Origin of the sequence: Pseudomonas sp. F3-2 (assembly GCF_038804275.1) — a bacterium.
In the GTDB taxonomy this organism is placed as follows: Bacteria; Pseudomonadota; Gammaproteobacteria; order Pseudomonadales; family Pseudomonadaceae; genus Aquipseudomonas.
On the sequence record NZ_CP152388.1, the window covers coordinates 5585628 to 5601900 of the forward strand.

Consider the following 16273-nt stretch of genomic DNA (forward strand, 5'->3'; position numbering starts at 1 on the left):
AACCAGAGCGGCATGTCTGAGTCGAACCGTGAGTCATGCAAGCGGATATTTCACCCGCTGGGCAGGAAATAACCGACGACACCCCCTACAGTCAAACAACCCCATTTAATCGTCTAACCAACTTGAGGTCGTACCCGATGTCTCCGGAACCCAACGTTCGTGACGCTGAAGTGGCAGCATTCCGTGAAGCTGTGCTTACCAAACTCGAGTATGCCGTCGGTAAGGATGCCGACCACGCGTTCGACCATGACTGGTTCATGGCAATCGCCCTGGCGACCCGCGACAAGATGGCAGAGCGCTGGATGAATCACACGCGCTACATCTATCGGCAAGAAAAAAAGCGCGTGTATTACCTCTCCCTCGAGTTTTTGATTGGCCGGCTGATGTTCGACAGCCTCAGCAATCTGGGCATCCTGGAAATCGCGCGTGAAGCGCTTAAAGACCTGAAGGTCGATCTGGAAAGAATCCGCACTCTGGAGCCCGACGCGGCCCTGGGCAACGGCGGCCTGGGTCGTCTGGCCGCCTGTTTCATGGAAAGTATGTCCACGCTGGGCATCGCCGGACATGGCTATGGCATTCGTTATGAACACGGCTTGTTCCGTCAGGCGATCGTGGATGGCTGGCAACAGGAACAGACTGAAAACTGGCTGGACTTCGGTAACCCGTGGGAATTCGAACGCCCGGAAGTGATCTATCAGATCGGCTTCGGCGGCAGCGTTCAGCCGGTTCTGGATGCCGCCGGTGCGCCGGTGCTCGACGCCTCCGGCGAAACGCGGCAGGTCTGGACAGCAGGCGAAACCGTGCGCGCCATTGCGTATGACACGCCGGTCGTGGGCTGGCGCGGCAAAGCGGTCAACACCTTGCGCCTGTGGCGTGCGCGTGCCGTCGAAGACTTGCATCTGGAGCGCTTCAACGCGGGCGACCACGTAGGTGCCGTGGCCGAAGTCGTCCGGGCGGAAAGTATCTCGCGCGTGCTTTACCCCAACGACAGTACCGAAGCCGGTCAGGAGCTGCGCCTGCGTCAGGAGTATTTCTTCGTGTCGGCCTCGCTGCAGGATCTGCTGCGTCGCCACAAGAACATGGGCTACTCGATCAACAGCCTGCCCGAACACGCCGCCATCCAGATGAACGACACGCACCCCTCGATCGCGGTGGCTGAGCTGATGCGCATCCTCATCGACATCTATGACGTCGAGTGGGACGAAGCCTGGCGCATCACCGTCGGCACCCTTGCGTACACCAACCACACGCTGCTGCCCGAGGCGCTGGAAACCTGGTCCGTGGGATTGATGGAACGCATGCTGCCGCGCCACATGCAGATCATTTACATGATCAATGCGCAGCACATCGACGACGTACGCCTGGAGCACAAGGACGATCCAGACCTGTTCGGCCTGCTGCGCGCCGTGTCGCTGATCGAGGAAGACAACGGCCGCCGCGTGCGCATGGGTAATCTCGCGTTCCTGGGTTCGCACAGCGTCAACGGCGTATCGGCGTTGCACACTCAGCTGATGCGCAAGACGGTGTTCGCGCAGCTGCATAAGTTGTACCCGGAGCGCATCAACAACAAAACCAACGGCATCACCTTCCGCCGCTGGTTGTTCCAGTCCAACCCGCAGCTGACCTCGATGCTGGTCAACGAACTGGGCGAACAGGTGCTCGACAATCACGAGACCGCGCTGTTGAAACTCGAGCCGTTGGCCAACGATCCGAAATTCCAGAAGGAATTTGCCACTCAGCGACTCCAGAGCAAGCAGGCGTTGGCGACGATCATTCAGGAGCGGATGGGCATCGTCATCAATCCCGAAGCGATGTTCGATGTGCAGGTCAAACGTATCCACGAATACAAACGCCAGCTGCTGAACCTTTTCCACACCGTGGCGTTGTATCAGGCCATGCGCGCCGATCCGAGCACCAACTGGGTGCCGCGCGTGAAGATTTTCGCCGGCAAGGCGGCGGCCAGTTATCACTCGGCCAAGCTGATCATCAAACTGGCGAACGACATCGCGCGCACCGTGAACAACGACCCGACCCTGCGCGGACGCCTGAAAGTGGTGTTCATGCCTAACTACAACGTCAGTCTGGCCGAAAGCATCATTCCGGCAGCCGACCTGTCGGAGCAGATTTCTACGGCGGGCCTGGAAGCTTCCGGCACCAGCAACATGAAGTTCGGCCTCAACGGCGCGCTGACCATCGGCACGCTGGACGGCGCCAACGTGGAAATGAGCGAGCAAGTCGGGCTTGAGCACATGTTCATCTTCGGCATGACCGCGCAGGAAGTCGAAGCGCGCAAGCACGCTGGCGAATTCAACGCCCATAACGACATTGCGGCGTCCGGACGTCTGAACGATGTGCTCCAGGCGATTCGCGGCGGGGTCTTCTCCCCGGACGATCCGTATCGTTACGCTGGCTTGATCGATCAGTTGATCAACTACGACCGCTTCTTCGTCTGCGCCGATTTCGAGTCGTACTGGCACGCCCAGGCTAAGGTCGAGGCGCGCTGGCACGACTCCACCGAATGGTGGCGCTCGGCAGTGCTCAACACGGCGCGCATGGGTTGGTTCTCCTCGGACCGGACTATTCGCGAGTACGCCAACGAGATCTGGAAAGCGCTGGATTAATAACCTGTAAACACCAGTAGGAGCGCGCTTGGTCTGACCCAGCGCGCTCCTATTGGGGGTTTGCATCAAGCGCAGCAATCCTGCAGTGACCGGGTCCTCAGTCTCCGACACAAATTGTTTCCTCTTCCCCTACGCCCGATATACTCCTCGCCATCGCCGGTCACCGGCCGAGAAGGGATGTCGTCGCGTGCAATGGATTCTTTTGTTGGCTGGCCTGGTCATCGGGGCGTTGCTCGATGAATCACTGATTGGCGGGGTTGTCGGCGCGGCGATCGGGCTGTCGGTGGGTTTGAGCCTCCGTCTGTCGACCCTCAGCCAAGAAGCTGCCCGCCAAAAAACCGAGCTGGCGCAAACGCGACTGGATCTACAGGCCATTCAACAACGCCTCGGCCAGCTGGATTCGGCGGCGGTGCAAATGCCGGACGCTCCCACAGCCACCCCGCTGGACATCGAGCCCATTTCGGATGCAGGTCCAGAGTTGATATGGGATCTACCGGACCTCGAGCCCGCCGAGCCGGAACCCGCAACCTCTGCCCAATGGCGTCCCTCGCCAGACCCCACCCACCGCGCCGCCTCCGTCAGTCATTCACCCGCTCAGCCGAACCTGTTCGATCGCGCAGTCCTTCGCGCCAAAGACTGGCTTCTCGGCGGCAACACGGTGTTGCGAGTGGGTGTGGTTCTGTTGTTTCTCGGCCTCGCGTTTCTGCTGCGTTACGCCACCGAAGGCATGGTCGTACCGATCGAGGCCCGATACGCCGGTGTCGCGGCTGCTGCATTGGCCTTGCTCGGACTGGGCTGGTGGCTGCGCCAACGCAACGCCTCCTTCGCCCTGATGCTGCAGGGCACCGGCGTCGCCGTGCTGTACCTGACGGTCTTCGCGGCGATGAAGGTCCATACGCTGCTGGCGCCCGGCATGGCGTTCGGTCTGCTGGTGGCCGTAACGGTTTTCTCAGCCGTTCTGGCGCTCACCCAAAACGCTCTGGCGCTTGCCTGCGTCGCGGCACTGGGCGGTTTCGCAGCGCCGTTGCTCACCTCCTCCGGCGACGGCAGCCATGTGGCGCTGTTCAGCTATTTCGCGCTCCTCAACGGCGGCATTTTTGCCATCGCGTGGTTCAAGGCCTGGCGCACGCTGAACCTGATCGGCTTCATCGGCACATTCGGCATCGGCTTTGCCTGGGGCCTGAACGCCTACACGCCAGCGCTGTTCTGGAGCACCGAACCGTTTCTCATCCTGTTCTTCCTGATGTATCTGGCGATAGGACTGCTGTTCGCCCGGCGCAAATTGCAGGAACACGCGATCGGCCCCGAGTACGACAGTCGTGAAGCGTTGCTGCGCTGGTCCGCAAGACAGAGTCATTACGTGGATGGAACCCTGCTGTTCGGGACGCCCATCGCCGGATTCCGCCTGCAATATGCGCTCATTCAGCACGTTGAATTCGGCGCTGCATTCAGCGCGCTGGTGTTGGGCGTTCTCTATATGGGCATCGCCCGGTTCCTCGCCGGGCGCGCGTCAGGCCGGGCGCTGTTGCTGGTCGAGACCTGCCTGGCATTGGGCGTGGTCTTCGCGACGCTGGCCGTCCCGCTCGGACTCAGCGCGCAATGGACCACCGTGGCGTGGGCCGTCGAAGGGGCCGCCGTGTTCTGGCTGGGCATGCGTCAGAACCGGTTGCTTGCGCGGTTCTTCGGCTTGCTGCTGCAGCTGGGCGCAGGCTTTGCCTTTCTGGGCATTGTCGGACGCTGGTACTCGCCAAGCTTCAATCATGGGGATTTCTGGACGCCTTCGATCATCTCGATCGCCGGGCTGATCAGCGCTTTCACCGTCGAACGCATCGGCACGCTGCGTCTGGCGTTCAGCGAACGGGTGTTGCAACCCTCGTTGCTGATCTGGGGCGCGCTGTGGTGGTCCATCGCCCTGTGCGTCAGTACCCATTACGTATCGGGACCACGCGAAGTCCCGACCCTTCTGCTGCTGGGCGCGCTCAGCGTCACGCTGTGGGCCGTGCTCGCCTTGCGCCTGAAATGGTCCGGGCTGGCGCAACTGTGCTGCCTGCTGACACCGGCGAGCGCGGTTTTACTGGGCCTGATGATTTTCAACCCTTACTACAACCCCGCCGCCGACTTCGGCTGGCTGAGCTGGCTTGCAGTGTTTACCGCTCACCTGCTGACCCTCAAGCGCCTCGACGGCATGCTCGACTCGCGCCTGCGCAGTGCGTCTCACGTACTCGGATGCTGGCTGATCATCGGCGTGCTTTCGCTGGAGTTGAGGTACGGCCTGCTCGTGATGTCCGAGGCCTACAATGCGTGGCGATGGCTGGGCTGGGCGCTGCTGCCGAGCCTGTATCTGCTGGCAATGACGGCGCCACGCAGCTGGCCGTGGCCGATTGATACGTACACAAAAGAATACCGCGCGTGGGCCGCCGCACCGCTGGCGGCGCTGATGCTGGCCTGGTTCTGGCTGGCGAACGGCTTCAGCGACGGCGATGCCGATCCCCTGCCGTACATCCCACTGATCAACCCGCTGGAACTTGGCCTGCTGATCACGCTGGCGGGCATTTTCAGCTGGGTTCGCAAGCAGTTGCCGCCATTGGGCGTCAGCGTCGATCACGCGCACAAAGCCGCTCTGCTGATCGCCGGCACGTCCCTGTTCGCGCTGATGACAGCGATAGTCATGAGAACGGCGCATCACTGGGCTGGCATCGCCTGGCAGACCGATGCACTGCTTGAATCCATGCGTGTGCAGGCTGGTCTTTCCATCGTGTGGACGCTGATGGCGCTGGCACTCATGATCGGCGGCCACCTGCGTGCACGCCGTGACATGTGGATCGTCGGCGCCGCGCTGATCGGCGTGGTCGTGGCCAAACTGTTCTTCGTCGAGCTGAGCAATCGCGGCGGACTGGAGCGCATCGTTTCGTTTATCGGCGTTGGCATTCTGTTGCTTGTAGTGGGATATTTCGCACCATTGCCGCCGAAAAACCCTACACGAAGTCAGTCATCAATCGATGCTGCGCCTACCGATTCGGCACCGGAATGAAGCGCGTAAGGAGTCACCCGTTGAGCCGTCAGTGCATCTTCAAGGCCGCCATGTTCGGCTCTCTGCTGTGCGCAGCATTGCTGACTCAGGCGGAGGATTTGCCGGATGATTTCGCCAGTCACACACCGCTGACCCTCAGCGGAGACGGGCCGTGGTACAGCCTTGAACTGCCGCTCGGGGTGCAGCTCAATGCGCGCCAGGGCAATCTGAACGATGTGCGCGTGTTCAATGCCGACGGCCAGGCCCAGCCTTATGCGATCACCCTCGGACAGCCGCAGCGCGCGGCGGATGAAACGCCGGTCGCAGTGAAGTGGTTCGCGCTCTACAACAGCGACGATGCCAAGGACGCCGAACCCCGAATCCGCGTCGAACGCACGCCGGAGGGCACGCTGGTCGAGGTTCAGCCCCAAGGCGAAATCGAGGCCGGCGAAGAAGTGCTGCGCGGCTGGTTACTGGACACCAGCGCCATCAACGCGCCCCTTGATCAACTGATCCTGGACTGGAGCACCGAGCGCGAAGGGTTTCAGCGTTTCAGCATCGAAGCCAGCAACGACCTGCAACACTGGCAACGCTGGGGAGAAGGTCAGGTGGCGCGGCTTTCTTTCGCCGACGAACTGGTCGAACAGCGCATCGTGACGTTGCCCGGGCGAACCGCGCGGTACTTGCGGCTGCTGTGGAGCACGCCGCAATCGGCGCCCACACTGACCTCGGCGCAGTTGGTCAGTACCCGCCCCGGCGTGCTGCCACTGAGCTGGTCGCCGACCATCAATGGCCGCGTGGAGAAACCGGGCGTATACGTGTGGCAGCTGCCTGTGGCGTTGCCGTTGGAGCGCATGAAGGTCGACATCGCTCAGCCCAACAGCCTGGCCCCTGCAACGCTTTACGCACGTCGCGACAGCAATGTGCCCTGGCAGATGATCGACAGCGGCCTGCTGTATCGCCTGACTCAGAATGGCCAGGATGCCGTGCAGGATGAAATGGAATTGCCGGGCAATGTCGTCCAGCAGTTGAAACTCGAAGTCGACGACCGAGGTGGTGGTCTGGGCAAGGATGCGCCGAAGCTGAGCTTTGCCGTGCGGGCCACGCAACTGGTGTTTCTGGCGCGCGGCGCACCGCCCTACAGCCTGGCCATCGGCAACGACAAGATCGAGGGCGCCAGCCTGCCGCTGACCACGCTGGTGCCGGGTGTCACGCCCGAAAAAGCCGCGTCGTTCGGTAAAGCCTCGCTGGCCGTAGCGCCCGTGCCTGCCATGACGCCCGCGCTGCCGGCGGCGAGCGGGCCCGACTGGAAACGCATCGGTCTGTGGAGCGTGCTGGTACTGGGCGTCGTGTTTCTGGGGTGGATGGCGTTGAGCACGCTGCGCACTTCACGCAGCAAATAAATATCGCGTCGGCGCCAGCGCTGAACCGATCCCGCAGTGGGGAAATGGCGCCGGATGCACACGAACTTGTAACCAGTGAACGTCTACGCTCATGTAGTTCGTGAACTCAATCACTACGAAACCGGTCTGACAGGCAGTATTAACTCCCCACTCGCGCTAAACTGTGCGCGTTTTTTTATTCCCATCTTCGGAGCTCTCCATGTCCCGCACTACCCTGAGTCGCTATCTGATTGAGCAGACCCGCAGCAACAACACTCCTGCCGATCTGCGCTTCCTTATCGAAGTGGTGGCGCGTGCGTGCAAGGAAATCAGCCACGCGGTATCCAAAGGCGCGCTGGGCGGCGTGCTTGGCAGCATGGGTACCGAGAACGTGCAAGGTGAGGTGCAGAAGAAACTGGACGTGATGTCCAACGAAATCCTGCTGGAAGCCAACGAATGGGGCGGTCACCTGGCAGGCATGGCTTCCGAGGAAATGGACAACGCTTACCAGATCCCGGGCAAATACCCGAAAGGCGCTTACCTGCTGGTATTCGACCCACTGGACGGTTCGTCCAACATCGACATCAACGCCCCGGTCGGCACCATCTTCTCGGTGCTGCGTTGCCCTAACGAGTACCTGAGCCAGAACGAAGCGCTGAACGAAAAGGCCTTCCTGCAGCCGGGCACTCAACAGGTTGCCGCCGGTTATGCCATCTACGGCCCGCAGACCATGCTGGTTCTGACCCTGGGCGACGGCGTCAAAGGCTTCACCCTGGACCGCGAAATGGGCAGCTTCGTGCTCAGCCATGAAGACATCCGCATCCCGGAATCCACTCAGGAATTCGCGATCAACATGTCTAACCAGCGTCACTGGGAAGCCCCGGTCAAGCGCTATGTCGAAGAGCTGCTGGCGGGCGAAGAAGGCCCTCTGAAGAAGAACTACAACATGCGCTGGGTGGCCGCGATGGTGGCCGACGTGCACCGCATCCTGACCCGTGGCGGCCTGTTCATGTACCCACGCGATGCGCGTGAGCCTTCCAAGCCAGGCAAACTGCGCCTGATGTACGAGGCCAACCCGATGTCGTTCCTGGTTGAACAGGCTGGCGGCGCTTCCACTGACGGTCATCAGCGTATTCTCGACATTCAGCCTGAAGGCCTGCACCAACGCGTGGCTGTGTTCCTGGGCTCGAAAGAAGAAGTGGAACGCGCTACGTCGTATCACAAGGAATAACGGATCATGAGCGCGCCCTGGCTGCCGCTGCTGGATTGGTGGTTCGGCTCCGCTGAATCGCCAGCAGAGGCCGCGAGGGAGAAGAACAGGCTCTGGTTCGGCAAGAAGAAATCCCAGGACGCCGACGCGTTGAATCGCTTCGGCGGTCTGGTGGACCTTGCGCTCAAAGGCGGGCTTTCCGAATGGACGGCCACGCCCCAAGGCTGGTTGGCGCTGGTGCTGTTGCTCGATCAGCTGCCGCGCATGATCTTCCGCGACACACCCAAAGCGTATGCCGGAGACGCCCGCGCTCAGGCGCTCGTCGCCCACGGCTTGAAGCTTCATCGCGATCTGGCCCTGACGCCACTGCAACGCACGTTCATCTATCTGGTGCTCGAACACACTGAGGACCTTGCCGCCCAGGATGAAGCGATTCGCCGCTTCACCGCCCTGCTCGATCTGCTGCCTGCCACGGATCGCGAATACTTCACCAGCACGCTGCACTACGCCAAAAAGCATCGCGTGGTCATCGAGCGGTTCGCCAGATTCCCCCACCGCAACGCCGTGCTCGGCCGAGAATCGACGCCTGAGGAAGTAGAATTCCTGAAGGAACGTGGGTCGCGGTTTTAAGCCCGTTTGCCGCCTTGTTCCGGCAAATACGCAGGGATCGTGAAGCCGCCCTGAATGGAACTTCTGCCTTCACGGAACCAGACCTGCGGTTTTCTCTTCTAAGCTTTCGGCATCGCGCCAGTGACCCGGGCCAGCCCCTCACCGTGCCGTCGCCCCCTCTCGATTCAGGAGCTTCATTCCATGTCTTTGCGCTCTCTAGCGTTATTGTCGTTCTGCGTGCTGCTTGCGGCGTGCAGCAAGATCAACCAGGAAAACTACTCGAAAATCAAAGCCGGCATGTCCAAGGTCGAGATCGAGCAGTTGCTGGGCAAGCCGACCGAATGCTCTGGTGCCTTGGGCATGTCCAGCTGCACATGGGGTGATCAGAAGACATTCATCAGCGTTCAGTACGCTGCCGATAAAGTCGTTTTGCATACGGGTCAGGGCCTGGAATGAATACTCGTCGCGTGATGAAACTGGCCGCAATGATGGCCGCCGCAGTGTGGCTGTCGGCCTGCTCAGTAACCCCGGAAGGTGAATCCATGGCACCCAGAACTGTCGATCACGTCGACCTCAAGCGCTATCAGGGCACGTGGTATGAACTGGCACGACTGCCGATGTTTTTCCAGCGCAACTGCGCGCAATCGGAGGCGCATTACGCCCTGAAGGATGACGGCAATATCGCAGTCACCAACCGTTGCCGCACCCAGGAAGGCAAGTGGGAAGAAGCGACCGGTACGGCCTCGCCTCAGGTTCAGGGCAAGACCGACAAGCTGTGGGTGGTGTTCGATAACTGGTTCTCGCGACTGCTGCCCGGCCTTGCGAAAGGCAACTATTGGGTGCTGTACGTCAGCGACGACTACAAGCTGGCGCTGGTCGGCAACCCGAATCGCAAATACCTCTGGCTGCTGTCGCGTACCGCCCACGTCTCCGAGAGCGTGCGCAACGACCTGCTGATCAAGGCGCAACAGCAGGGCTACGACACGACCAAGCTGATCTGGAGAGTCGACGACTCGCAGATTGGAAAGTCAGCGCAATAGCGCCGCTTCCAGACAGGAGCGAACTGCCCGCGTGCGCGGCATATCCGGCAATGTGATGCCGACCAGCCGCAACCGCGGGCAAGCTCAGTTCTGCAGGCAATTCATTCCCGCACGCCTGGGGTTAGCCCAGCAATTCTCGCAGCACCTGCGCAAACGCCCGGCTGCTGTGCTCTTCGTCAGCGTGTCGCCCGTTGCGAATCACCCAGCGCCCGTTGACCATCACCTCGCGAATCTGCCGGTCGCTGCCTGCGAACAGCCATCGATTGAGAATCGCATCCCCCGAAGCCGTCGACAGGTACGGATCGTTACCATCGAGCACCAGCCAGTCTGCACGCTTGCCGACTTCCAGCGCGCCGATCGGTTGGCCCATGGCCTGAGCGCCGCCTGACAACGCAGCGTCGTACAACGTGCGGCCGACCATCGGCTGGTCTGCCCGGTGCAGGCGATTACGACGCTGATCACGCAGACGCTGGCCGTATTCGAGCCAGCGCAGTTCCTCGACCACGCTCAACGACACATGGCTGTCGGAGCCGACGCCCCAGCGTCCGCCCTGAGCGATGTAATCCACGGCCGGAAATATCCCGTCACCCAGATTTGCTTCTGTGGTCAGGCACAGCCCCGCAACGGCGCCGCTTCGGGCCATCGAGGTCACTTCGTCGGCTTGCGCATGCGTGGCATGGACAAGGCACCAACGCGAATCGACGTCGACGTTCTCGAACAACCACTGCAACGGACGGCGGCCGCTCCAGCTCAGGCAGTCGTCCACTTCCTTCTGCTGCTCGGCAATATGAATGTGCACCGGACAGTGCTTATCACTGGCCGCCATGACCTCGCTGATCTGCCGGGGCGTCACCGCCCGCAGCGAGTGAAAACACAGGCCCAGCGCCTGCGCGGGCTGCTCGCTGAGGATAGGCCGCAGCTGATTGTGCAGGTCCAGGTAGCTTTGCGTGCTGTTGATAAACCGGCGCTGGCCCTCGTTGGGCGCCAGCCCGCCAAAACCTGAGTGGCTGTAAAGCACGGGAAGCAGCGTCATACCGATCCCCACTGAACGGGCTGCCTGACTGACCTGCAGTGCGAGTTCGGCGGGATTGGCGTAGGGCTTGCCCTCGGCGTCCTGATGCACGTAATGAAATTCGGCGACCGAGGTGAAACCGCCTTTAAGCATTTCGATGTACAGCTGGCGGGCGATGACGCCCAGTTGTTCCGGGCTGATCTGGCCGACAAGCCGGTACATCAGATCGCGCCAGGTCCAGAAGCTGTCATTGGGGTTGCCCGCCACTTCCGCCAGACCCGCCATGGCGCGCTGGAATGCGTGGGAATGCAGATTGGGCATGCCCGGCACCACCGGCCCGCTGAGCAGTTCGGCGCCCTGACGATCGGCATCCGCCTGAACGCTCGTCAACAGCCCGTCGGCGCTGACTTCAAAACGTACGTTATTGGCCCAGCCTGTGGGCAACAACGCGCGTTCGGCAAAGAAAACGGACATGGTTTCGCACCCCTCGCGTGAAATTGTCTATACATATACAGACGTTTGCCTGCCCGGTAAACTGCGGCAAGCTTGTCGGCACACGCGTTAATGGTTAGCGTGGACGCTGTTGGTCATGTCTTCTTTTCGTCTCATTACGCCATAACAAGGATTTTCTCTGTGCCGACTCCGCCTGCCAACTCTCCGCTGGCCGCTCATATGGGTGACAGTCCGGCGCCGCTTTACGCTCGGGTCAAGCAAATGATCACCCAGCAAATTCAGAACGGCAGCTGGCCGCCGCATCATCGCGTGCCCTCCGAGAGCGAGCTGGTGACCCAGTTGGGCTTTAGCCGCATGACCATCAACCGCGCCCTGCGTGAAATGACCGCCGAAGGGCTTCTGGTGCGCATGCAAGGCGTCGGTACCTTCGTCGCAGAACCCAAGACACAGTCCGCCCTGTTCGAAGTCCACAATATCGCCGATGAAATCGCCGCCCGGGGCCACGTCCATACCTGCCAGGTGATCATTCTGTGCGAGGAAGCCGCGGGCTCCGAACGCGCGTTGGCGCTGGACATGCGAGAAGGACAGCGGGTTTTCCATTCGCTGATCGTGCATTTCGAAAACGATATTCCCGTGCAAATCGAAGACCGCTTCGTCAACGCGCTCGTCGCCCCCGAATACCTGCGTCAGGATTTCACCAGACAGACGCCTTACGCCTACCTCAACCAGGTCGCGCCGCTGACTGAAGGCGAGCACGTGGTGGAAGCGATACTGGCCGAGCCCGACGAATGCAAACTGTTGCAGATCGAGACCGGCGAGCCATGCCTTCTGGTGCGCCGCCGGACCTGGTCTGGCCGACAGCCGGTCACCGCCGCGCGCCTGATCCACCCCGGCTCCCGTCATCGTCTCGAAGGACGCTTCAGCAAATGACCCGATTGACCGTTCTCCGCGCCGCCGATTATCCACGCATGCCCTGGAAAAACGGTGGCGGCAGCACTGAAGAGATCACCCGCGACGCCGGCCAAGGCCTCGACGGCTTTGGCTGGCGCCTGTCGATTGCGGACATCGGCGAATCGGGCGGTTTTTCACTGTTCGCCGGGTATCTGCGGATCATCACGGTGCTGCAAGGCGCAGGCATGATCCTGAACATCGATGGCAAGGACAGCGAGCCACTGCTGCCCTCGGACCCGTTCGCGTTCAGCGGTGACAGCAATGTGAACTGCACGCTGCTCGACGGTCCGATTCGCGATTTCAACCTGATCTACGAGCCGACGCGTTATCGCGCGCGCCTGCAATGGATCGATGTGCTGCAGCCGCAACGGTTTTTCAGTTCGGCCAACGCGTTTCTGGTGTTCAGCACGGCCGAACAGATGGCGGCTAACGTGGGCGATCACCCTCCGCAACTGCTGGAGCGACACGACTGTCTGCAACTGGACAACGCCGAAGGCTCGCTACTGGAAGTGGTGCTCTATGCGCCGCGTGCAAGCCGGGTCTGTGTGATCGAGCTGACCGCGATCTGAGTGCGGAATTGCAGGAACACGCTTGTCACGCTCTCACGCCACCGGCAACAGCGAGCGTGCACTGCGGCATACCACCTGTGCTAATTTGCGCTCTTTTCAAACCCGAACAAGGACGCCGATGACCCAGCTCAACCCTCAGAAAGAAAGCCCGAGAGCGCTGGCTGTCCTTACCGGCTTTCTGGCTTCGGAGTCTGCTGGCGGCATCGTTCTGATGGTTGCGGCACTGGCGGCGATCATCGTTGCCAACTCACCGATCGCGCCTCTCTATTTCGCATCGCTGCACAGCGTCTGGGCCGGACTGTCGGTAGAGCTGTGGATCAACGATGGTTTGATGGCAATTTTCTTCCTGATGGTGGGCCTGGAGATCAAGCGCGAAGTGCTGGCGGGCGGCCTGGCCAGCTGGGGCCAGCGCGCCCTGCCCGGCTTTGCGGCGGCGGGCGGCATGCTGATGCCGGCGCTGATTTACATCGCCATCAACATGGGCAACGCTGAAACACTAAGCGGCTGGGCGATTCCGGCCGCTACCGACATTGCATTCGCACTGGGTGTGCTTTCGCTGCTGGGTAAGCGCGTTCCGACCTCGCTGAAAGTGTTTCTTGCTGCTCTGGCGATCCTCGACGACCTCGGCGCGGTGACGATCATCGCGCTGTTTTACAGCACAGGCCTGAACCTGCCGATGCTAGGCGCCTCGTTCGTGACGCTGGCCGTGCTGGTGATTATGAACCGCATGGGCGTCCAGCGGTTGCTGCCCTATCTGCTGCTCGGCCTGCTGCTGTGGTTTTTCGTGCTGCAGTCAGGCGTCCACGCGACACTGGCTGGCGTCGCACTGGCGTTGTGCATTCCGCTGGGCACGCGGGAGGAGGAAGCTCGCTCGCCGCTGCTGTTTCTCGAAGAGAAGATGCACTACTGGGTGGCCTTTGCCATCGTCCCGATTTTCGGCTTCGCCAACGCGGGCGTGTCACTGTCCGGCATCACGCCCGCAAACCTGCTGGATCCGGTGCCGCTCGGCGTCGCGCTGGGCCTGTTCGTCGGCAAGCAAATCGGCGTATTCCTGGCCGCGACCCTGGCCATCCGCTCAGGCCTCGCCGCTCTGCCCGAAGGCAGCAACTGGCCGCAGCTTTACGGTGTCGCCTTGCTGTGCGGCATCGGCTTCACGATGAGCCTGTTCATCGGCAATCTGGCATTCCCCGGCGCGCCCCATCTGATCGACGAAGTGAAAGTCGGCGTGCTCATGGGCTCGATTCTGTCTGCGCTGGCCGGCGTAATGCTGCTGCGCAGCGTCGCTGGCCGCTCATCAGCGCGCTGATGCTTCGCAGGGCGCTGATCGACTCAGCGCCTGTTACCCGACGCACCGGCTTGGGGCGTGCGCACCCAAAAGTAACAAATCAGGCGTTCGCGTAACGCCAGTCCTTCCCGCCCGATTTTCTGCCCGCCTCTCTAGAGCCCGACACGTTGCGGCTTTGCGGCGATTTTTCAACGCGTCTGAAAAGTTGGCCCTTCGGTTGCATATGCTTGTATGTACAAGTAAATATGAGTACGCATGAGTATTTGCCGCCCTCTGTCGAGATTCATCGACTGCGGCGCTTGATCTGCTAAACCCATATTCCGCCTGTTCGACACAGGCACCGTCAGCCCAGTGCCTGGGCCGGATTGATCATCGAGGATTGTTACGTGACTACTGACAACAAAACCCCCGCTCAGCAATGGACCAGACGCCGCGACGTGGAGATCCGCGCGGCACGTGGCACGCAGTTGACCGCCAAGAGCTGGCTGACCGAAGCGCCGTTGCGGATGTTGATGAACAACCTGGATCCGGAAGTCGCCGAAAACCCCAACGAGCTGGTGGTTTACGGCGGTATCGGGCGCGCCGCGCGTAACTGGGAGTGCTACGACAAGATCGTCGAGAGCCTCACCCAACTGAACGACGATGAAACCCTGCTGGTGCAATCGGGCAAACCCGTCGGCGTTTTCAAGACCCACAGCAACGCCCCACGCGTGCTGATCGCCAACTCCAACCTGGTGCCGCACTGGGCAAGCTGGGAACACTTCAACGAACTGGACGCCAAAGGCCTGGCCATGTACGGCCAGATGACCGCTGGCAGCTGGATCTACATCGGCAGCCAGGGCATCGTCCAGGGCACCTACGAAACCTTCGTCGAAGCCGGTCGCCAGCATTACGACGGCAACCTCAAGGGACGCTGGGTGCTGACCGCCGGTCTGGGCGGCATGGGCGGTGCACAGCCACTGGCCGCGACACTGGCCGGCGCGTGCTCGCTGAACATCGAGTGCCAGCAGAGCCGCATCGATTTCCGCCTGAAGAGCCGTTATGTCGACGAACAGGCCAACGACCTGGACGATGCTCTGGCGCGCATCGCCAAGTACACCGCCGAAGGCAAGGCGATCTCGATCGCACTGCTGGGCAACGCCGCTGAAGTACTGCCGGAACTCGTGAAGCGTGGCGTGCGTCCGGACATGGTCACCGACCAGACCAGCGCCCACGACCCGCTCAACGGTTACCTGCCAAAAGGCTGGACCTGGGAGCAGTACCGCGATCGCGCTGTCACCGAGCCTGCCGCAGTGGTCAAAGCCGCCAAGCAATCGATGGCCGAGCATGTCGAAGCGATGCTGGCGTTCCAGAAGCAAGGCATTCCGACCTTCGACTACGGCAACAACATCCGTCAGATGGCCAAAGAGGAAGGCGTCAGCAACGCGTTCGACTTCCCAGGCTTCGTACCCGCCTACATCCGTCCTCTGTTCTGCCGTGGCATCGGCCCGTTCCGCTGGGCGGCGCTGTCGGGTAACCCGGAAGACATCTACAAGACAGACGCGAAGGTCAAGGAACTGATCCCGGACGACGCGCACCTGCACAACTGGCTGGACATGGCCCGCGAGCGCATCAGTTTCCAAGGTCTGCCGGCACGTATCTGCTGGGTCGGCCTGGGCCAACGCGCCAAGCTGGGGCTGGCATTCAACGAAATGGTTCGCCGTGGCGAGCTTTCGGCACCGGTCGTGATCGGTCGCGACCATCTGGACTCAGGCTCCGTGGCAAGTCCGAACCGCGAGACCGAATCCATGCGCGACGGCTCCGACGCCGTGTCCGACTGGCCTCTGCTCAATGCCTTGCTCAACACCGCGAGCGGCGCGACCTGGGTGTCGTTGCACCATGGCGGCGGCGTCGGCATGGGCTTCTCGCAGCACTCGGGCATGGTCATCGTCTGTGACGGCAGCGACGAGGCTGCCGAGCGCATCGCCCGCGTGCTGCACAACGACCCTGCAACGGGCGTGATGCGCCACGCCGATGCGGGTTACCAGATCGCGATCGATTGCGCCAAAGAGCAGGGCCTGAACCTGCCGATGATTAACAAGTAAGGCGGCACACGGACGGATATCCCGAATCCTGTAGGAGTGAGCTTGCT

Annotated in this window: 12 protein-coding genes; 11 read left to right on the forward strand and 1 reads right to left on the reverse strand. The window is 61.5% G+C overall.

Annotation, left to right across the window (positions count from 1 at the left end; genetic code table 11):
* Positions 1-137 precede the first annotated feature (137 nt).
* From AAGQ88_RS24890 to AAGQ88_RS24920, 7 genes are all read left to right on the forward strand, one after another.
* Positions 138-2621 (forward strand): glycogen/starch/alpha-glucan phosphorylase, encoded by a 2484-nt coding sequence (locus AAGQ88_RS24890; RefSeq protein WP_342653881.1) that lies wholly within the window; start codon positions 138-140, stop codon positions 2619-2621.
* 187 nt (positions 2622-2808) lie between these two features.
* The gene (locus AAGQ88_RS24895; protein WP_342653882.1) at positions 2809-5652 is read left to right on the forward strand and encodes a DUF2339 domain-containing protein; all 2844 of its coding nucleotides are present in this window, start codon (positions 2809-2811) and stop codon (positions 5650-5652) included.
* Between the two features lie 50 nt (positions 5653-5702).
* Positions 5703-7034: a DUF3999 domain-containing protein gene (locus AAGQ88_RS24900; RefSeq protein ID WP_342655881.1), complete on the forward strand. Its 1332-nt coding sequence runs from the start codon at positions 5703-5705 to the stop codon at positions 7032-7034.
* Positions 7035-7233: 199 nt separating this feature from the next.
* Positions 7234-8244 carry a class 1 fructose-bisphosphatase gene (locus AAGQ88_RS24905; RefSeq protein ID WP_093465452.1) on the forward strand — a complete coding sequence of 337 codons (1011 nt, stop codon included), beginning with the start codon at positions 7234-7236 and terminating at the stop codon, positions 8242-8244.
* A 6-nt stretch (positions 8245-8250) separates the two neighbouring features.
* A complete protein-coding gene (locus tag AAGQ88_RS24910) occupies positions 8251-8853 on the forward strand; it encodes a DUF924 family protein (RefSeq protein WP_342653883.1) in 603 nt (200 codons plus the stop codon).
* Positions 8854-9033: 180 nt separating this feature from the next.
* A complete protein-coding gene (locus AAGQ88_RS24915; RefSeq protein ID WP_342653884.1) occupies positions 9034-9288 on the forward strand; it encodes a hypothetical protein in 255 nt (84 codons plus the stop codon).
* A gap of 29 nt (positions 9289-9317) precedes the next feature.
* Positions 9318-9872: a lipocalin family protein gene (locus AAGQ88_RS24920; protein WP_285426315.1), complete on the forward strand. Its 555-nt coding sequence runs from the start codon at positions 9318-9320 to the stop codon at positions 9870-9872.
* A gap of 121 nt (positions 9873-9993) precedes the next feature.
* Here the strand turns inward: AAGQ88_RS24920 and AAGQ88_RS24925 are convergent, their stop codons facing one another.
* Positions 9994-11358 carry a formimidoylglutamate deiminase gene (locus AAGQ88_RS24925; RefSeq protein ID WP_342653885.1) on the reverse strand — a complete coding sequence of 455 codons (1365 nt, stop codon included), beginning with the start codon at positions 11356-11358 and terminating at the stop codon, positions 9994-9996.
* A 198-nt stretch (positions 11359-11556) separates the two neighbouring features.
* Here AAGQ88_RS24925 and hutC point away from each other — a divergent pair, with 198 nt between their 5' ends.
* From hutC to hutU, 4 genes are all read left to right on the forward strand, one after another.
* Positions 11557-12267 carry a histidine utilization repressor gene (hutC, locus tag AAGQ88_RS24930; RefSeq protein ID WP_177182164.1) on the forward strand — a complete coding sequence of 237 codons (711 nt, stop codon included), beginning with the start codon at positions 11557-11559 and terminating at the stop codon, positions 12265-12267.
* Positions 12264-12857: a HutD family protein gene (locus AAGQ88_RS24935; RefSeq protein WP_093465467.1), complete on the forward strand. Its 594-nt coding sequence runs from the start codon at positions 12264-12266 to the stop codon at positions 12855-12857. Before hutC ends, AAGQ88_RS24935 begins: the two co-directional genes overlap by 4 nt.
* Before the next feature lie 118 nt (positions 12858-12975).
* Positions 12976-14163, forward strand: a complete 1188-nt coding sequence (gene nhaA, locus AAGQ88_RS24940; RefSeq protein WP_342653886.1) for a Na+/H+ antiporter NhaA — start codon at positions 12976-12978, stop codon at positions 14161-14163.
* A 365-nt stretch (positions 14164-14528) separates the two neighbouring features.
* On the forward strand, positions 14529-16226 hold the full coding sequence (gene hutU / locus AAGQ88_RS24945; protein ID WP_342653887.1) for a urocanate hydratase: 1698 nt from the start codon (positions 14529-14531) through the stop codon (positions 16224-16226).
* The last annotated feature ends 47 nt before the right edge of the window (positions 16227-16273 follow it).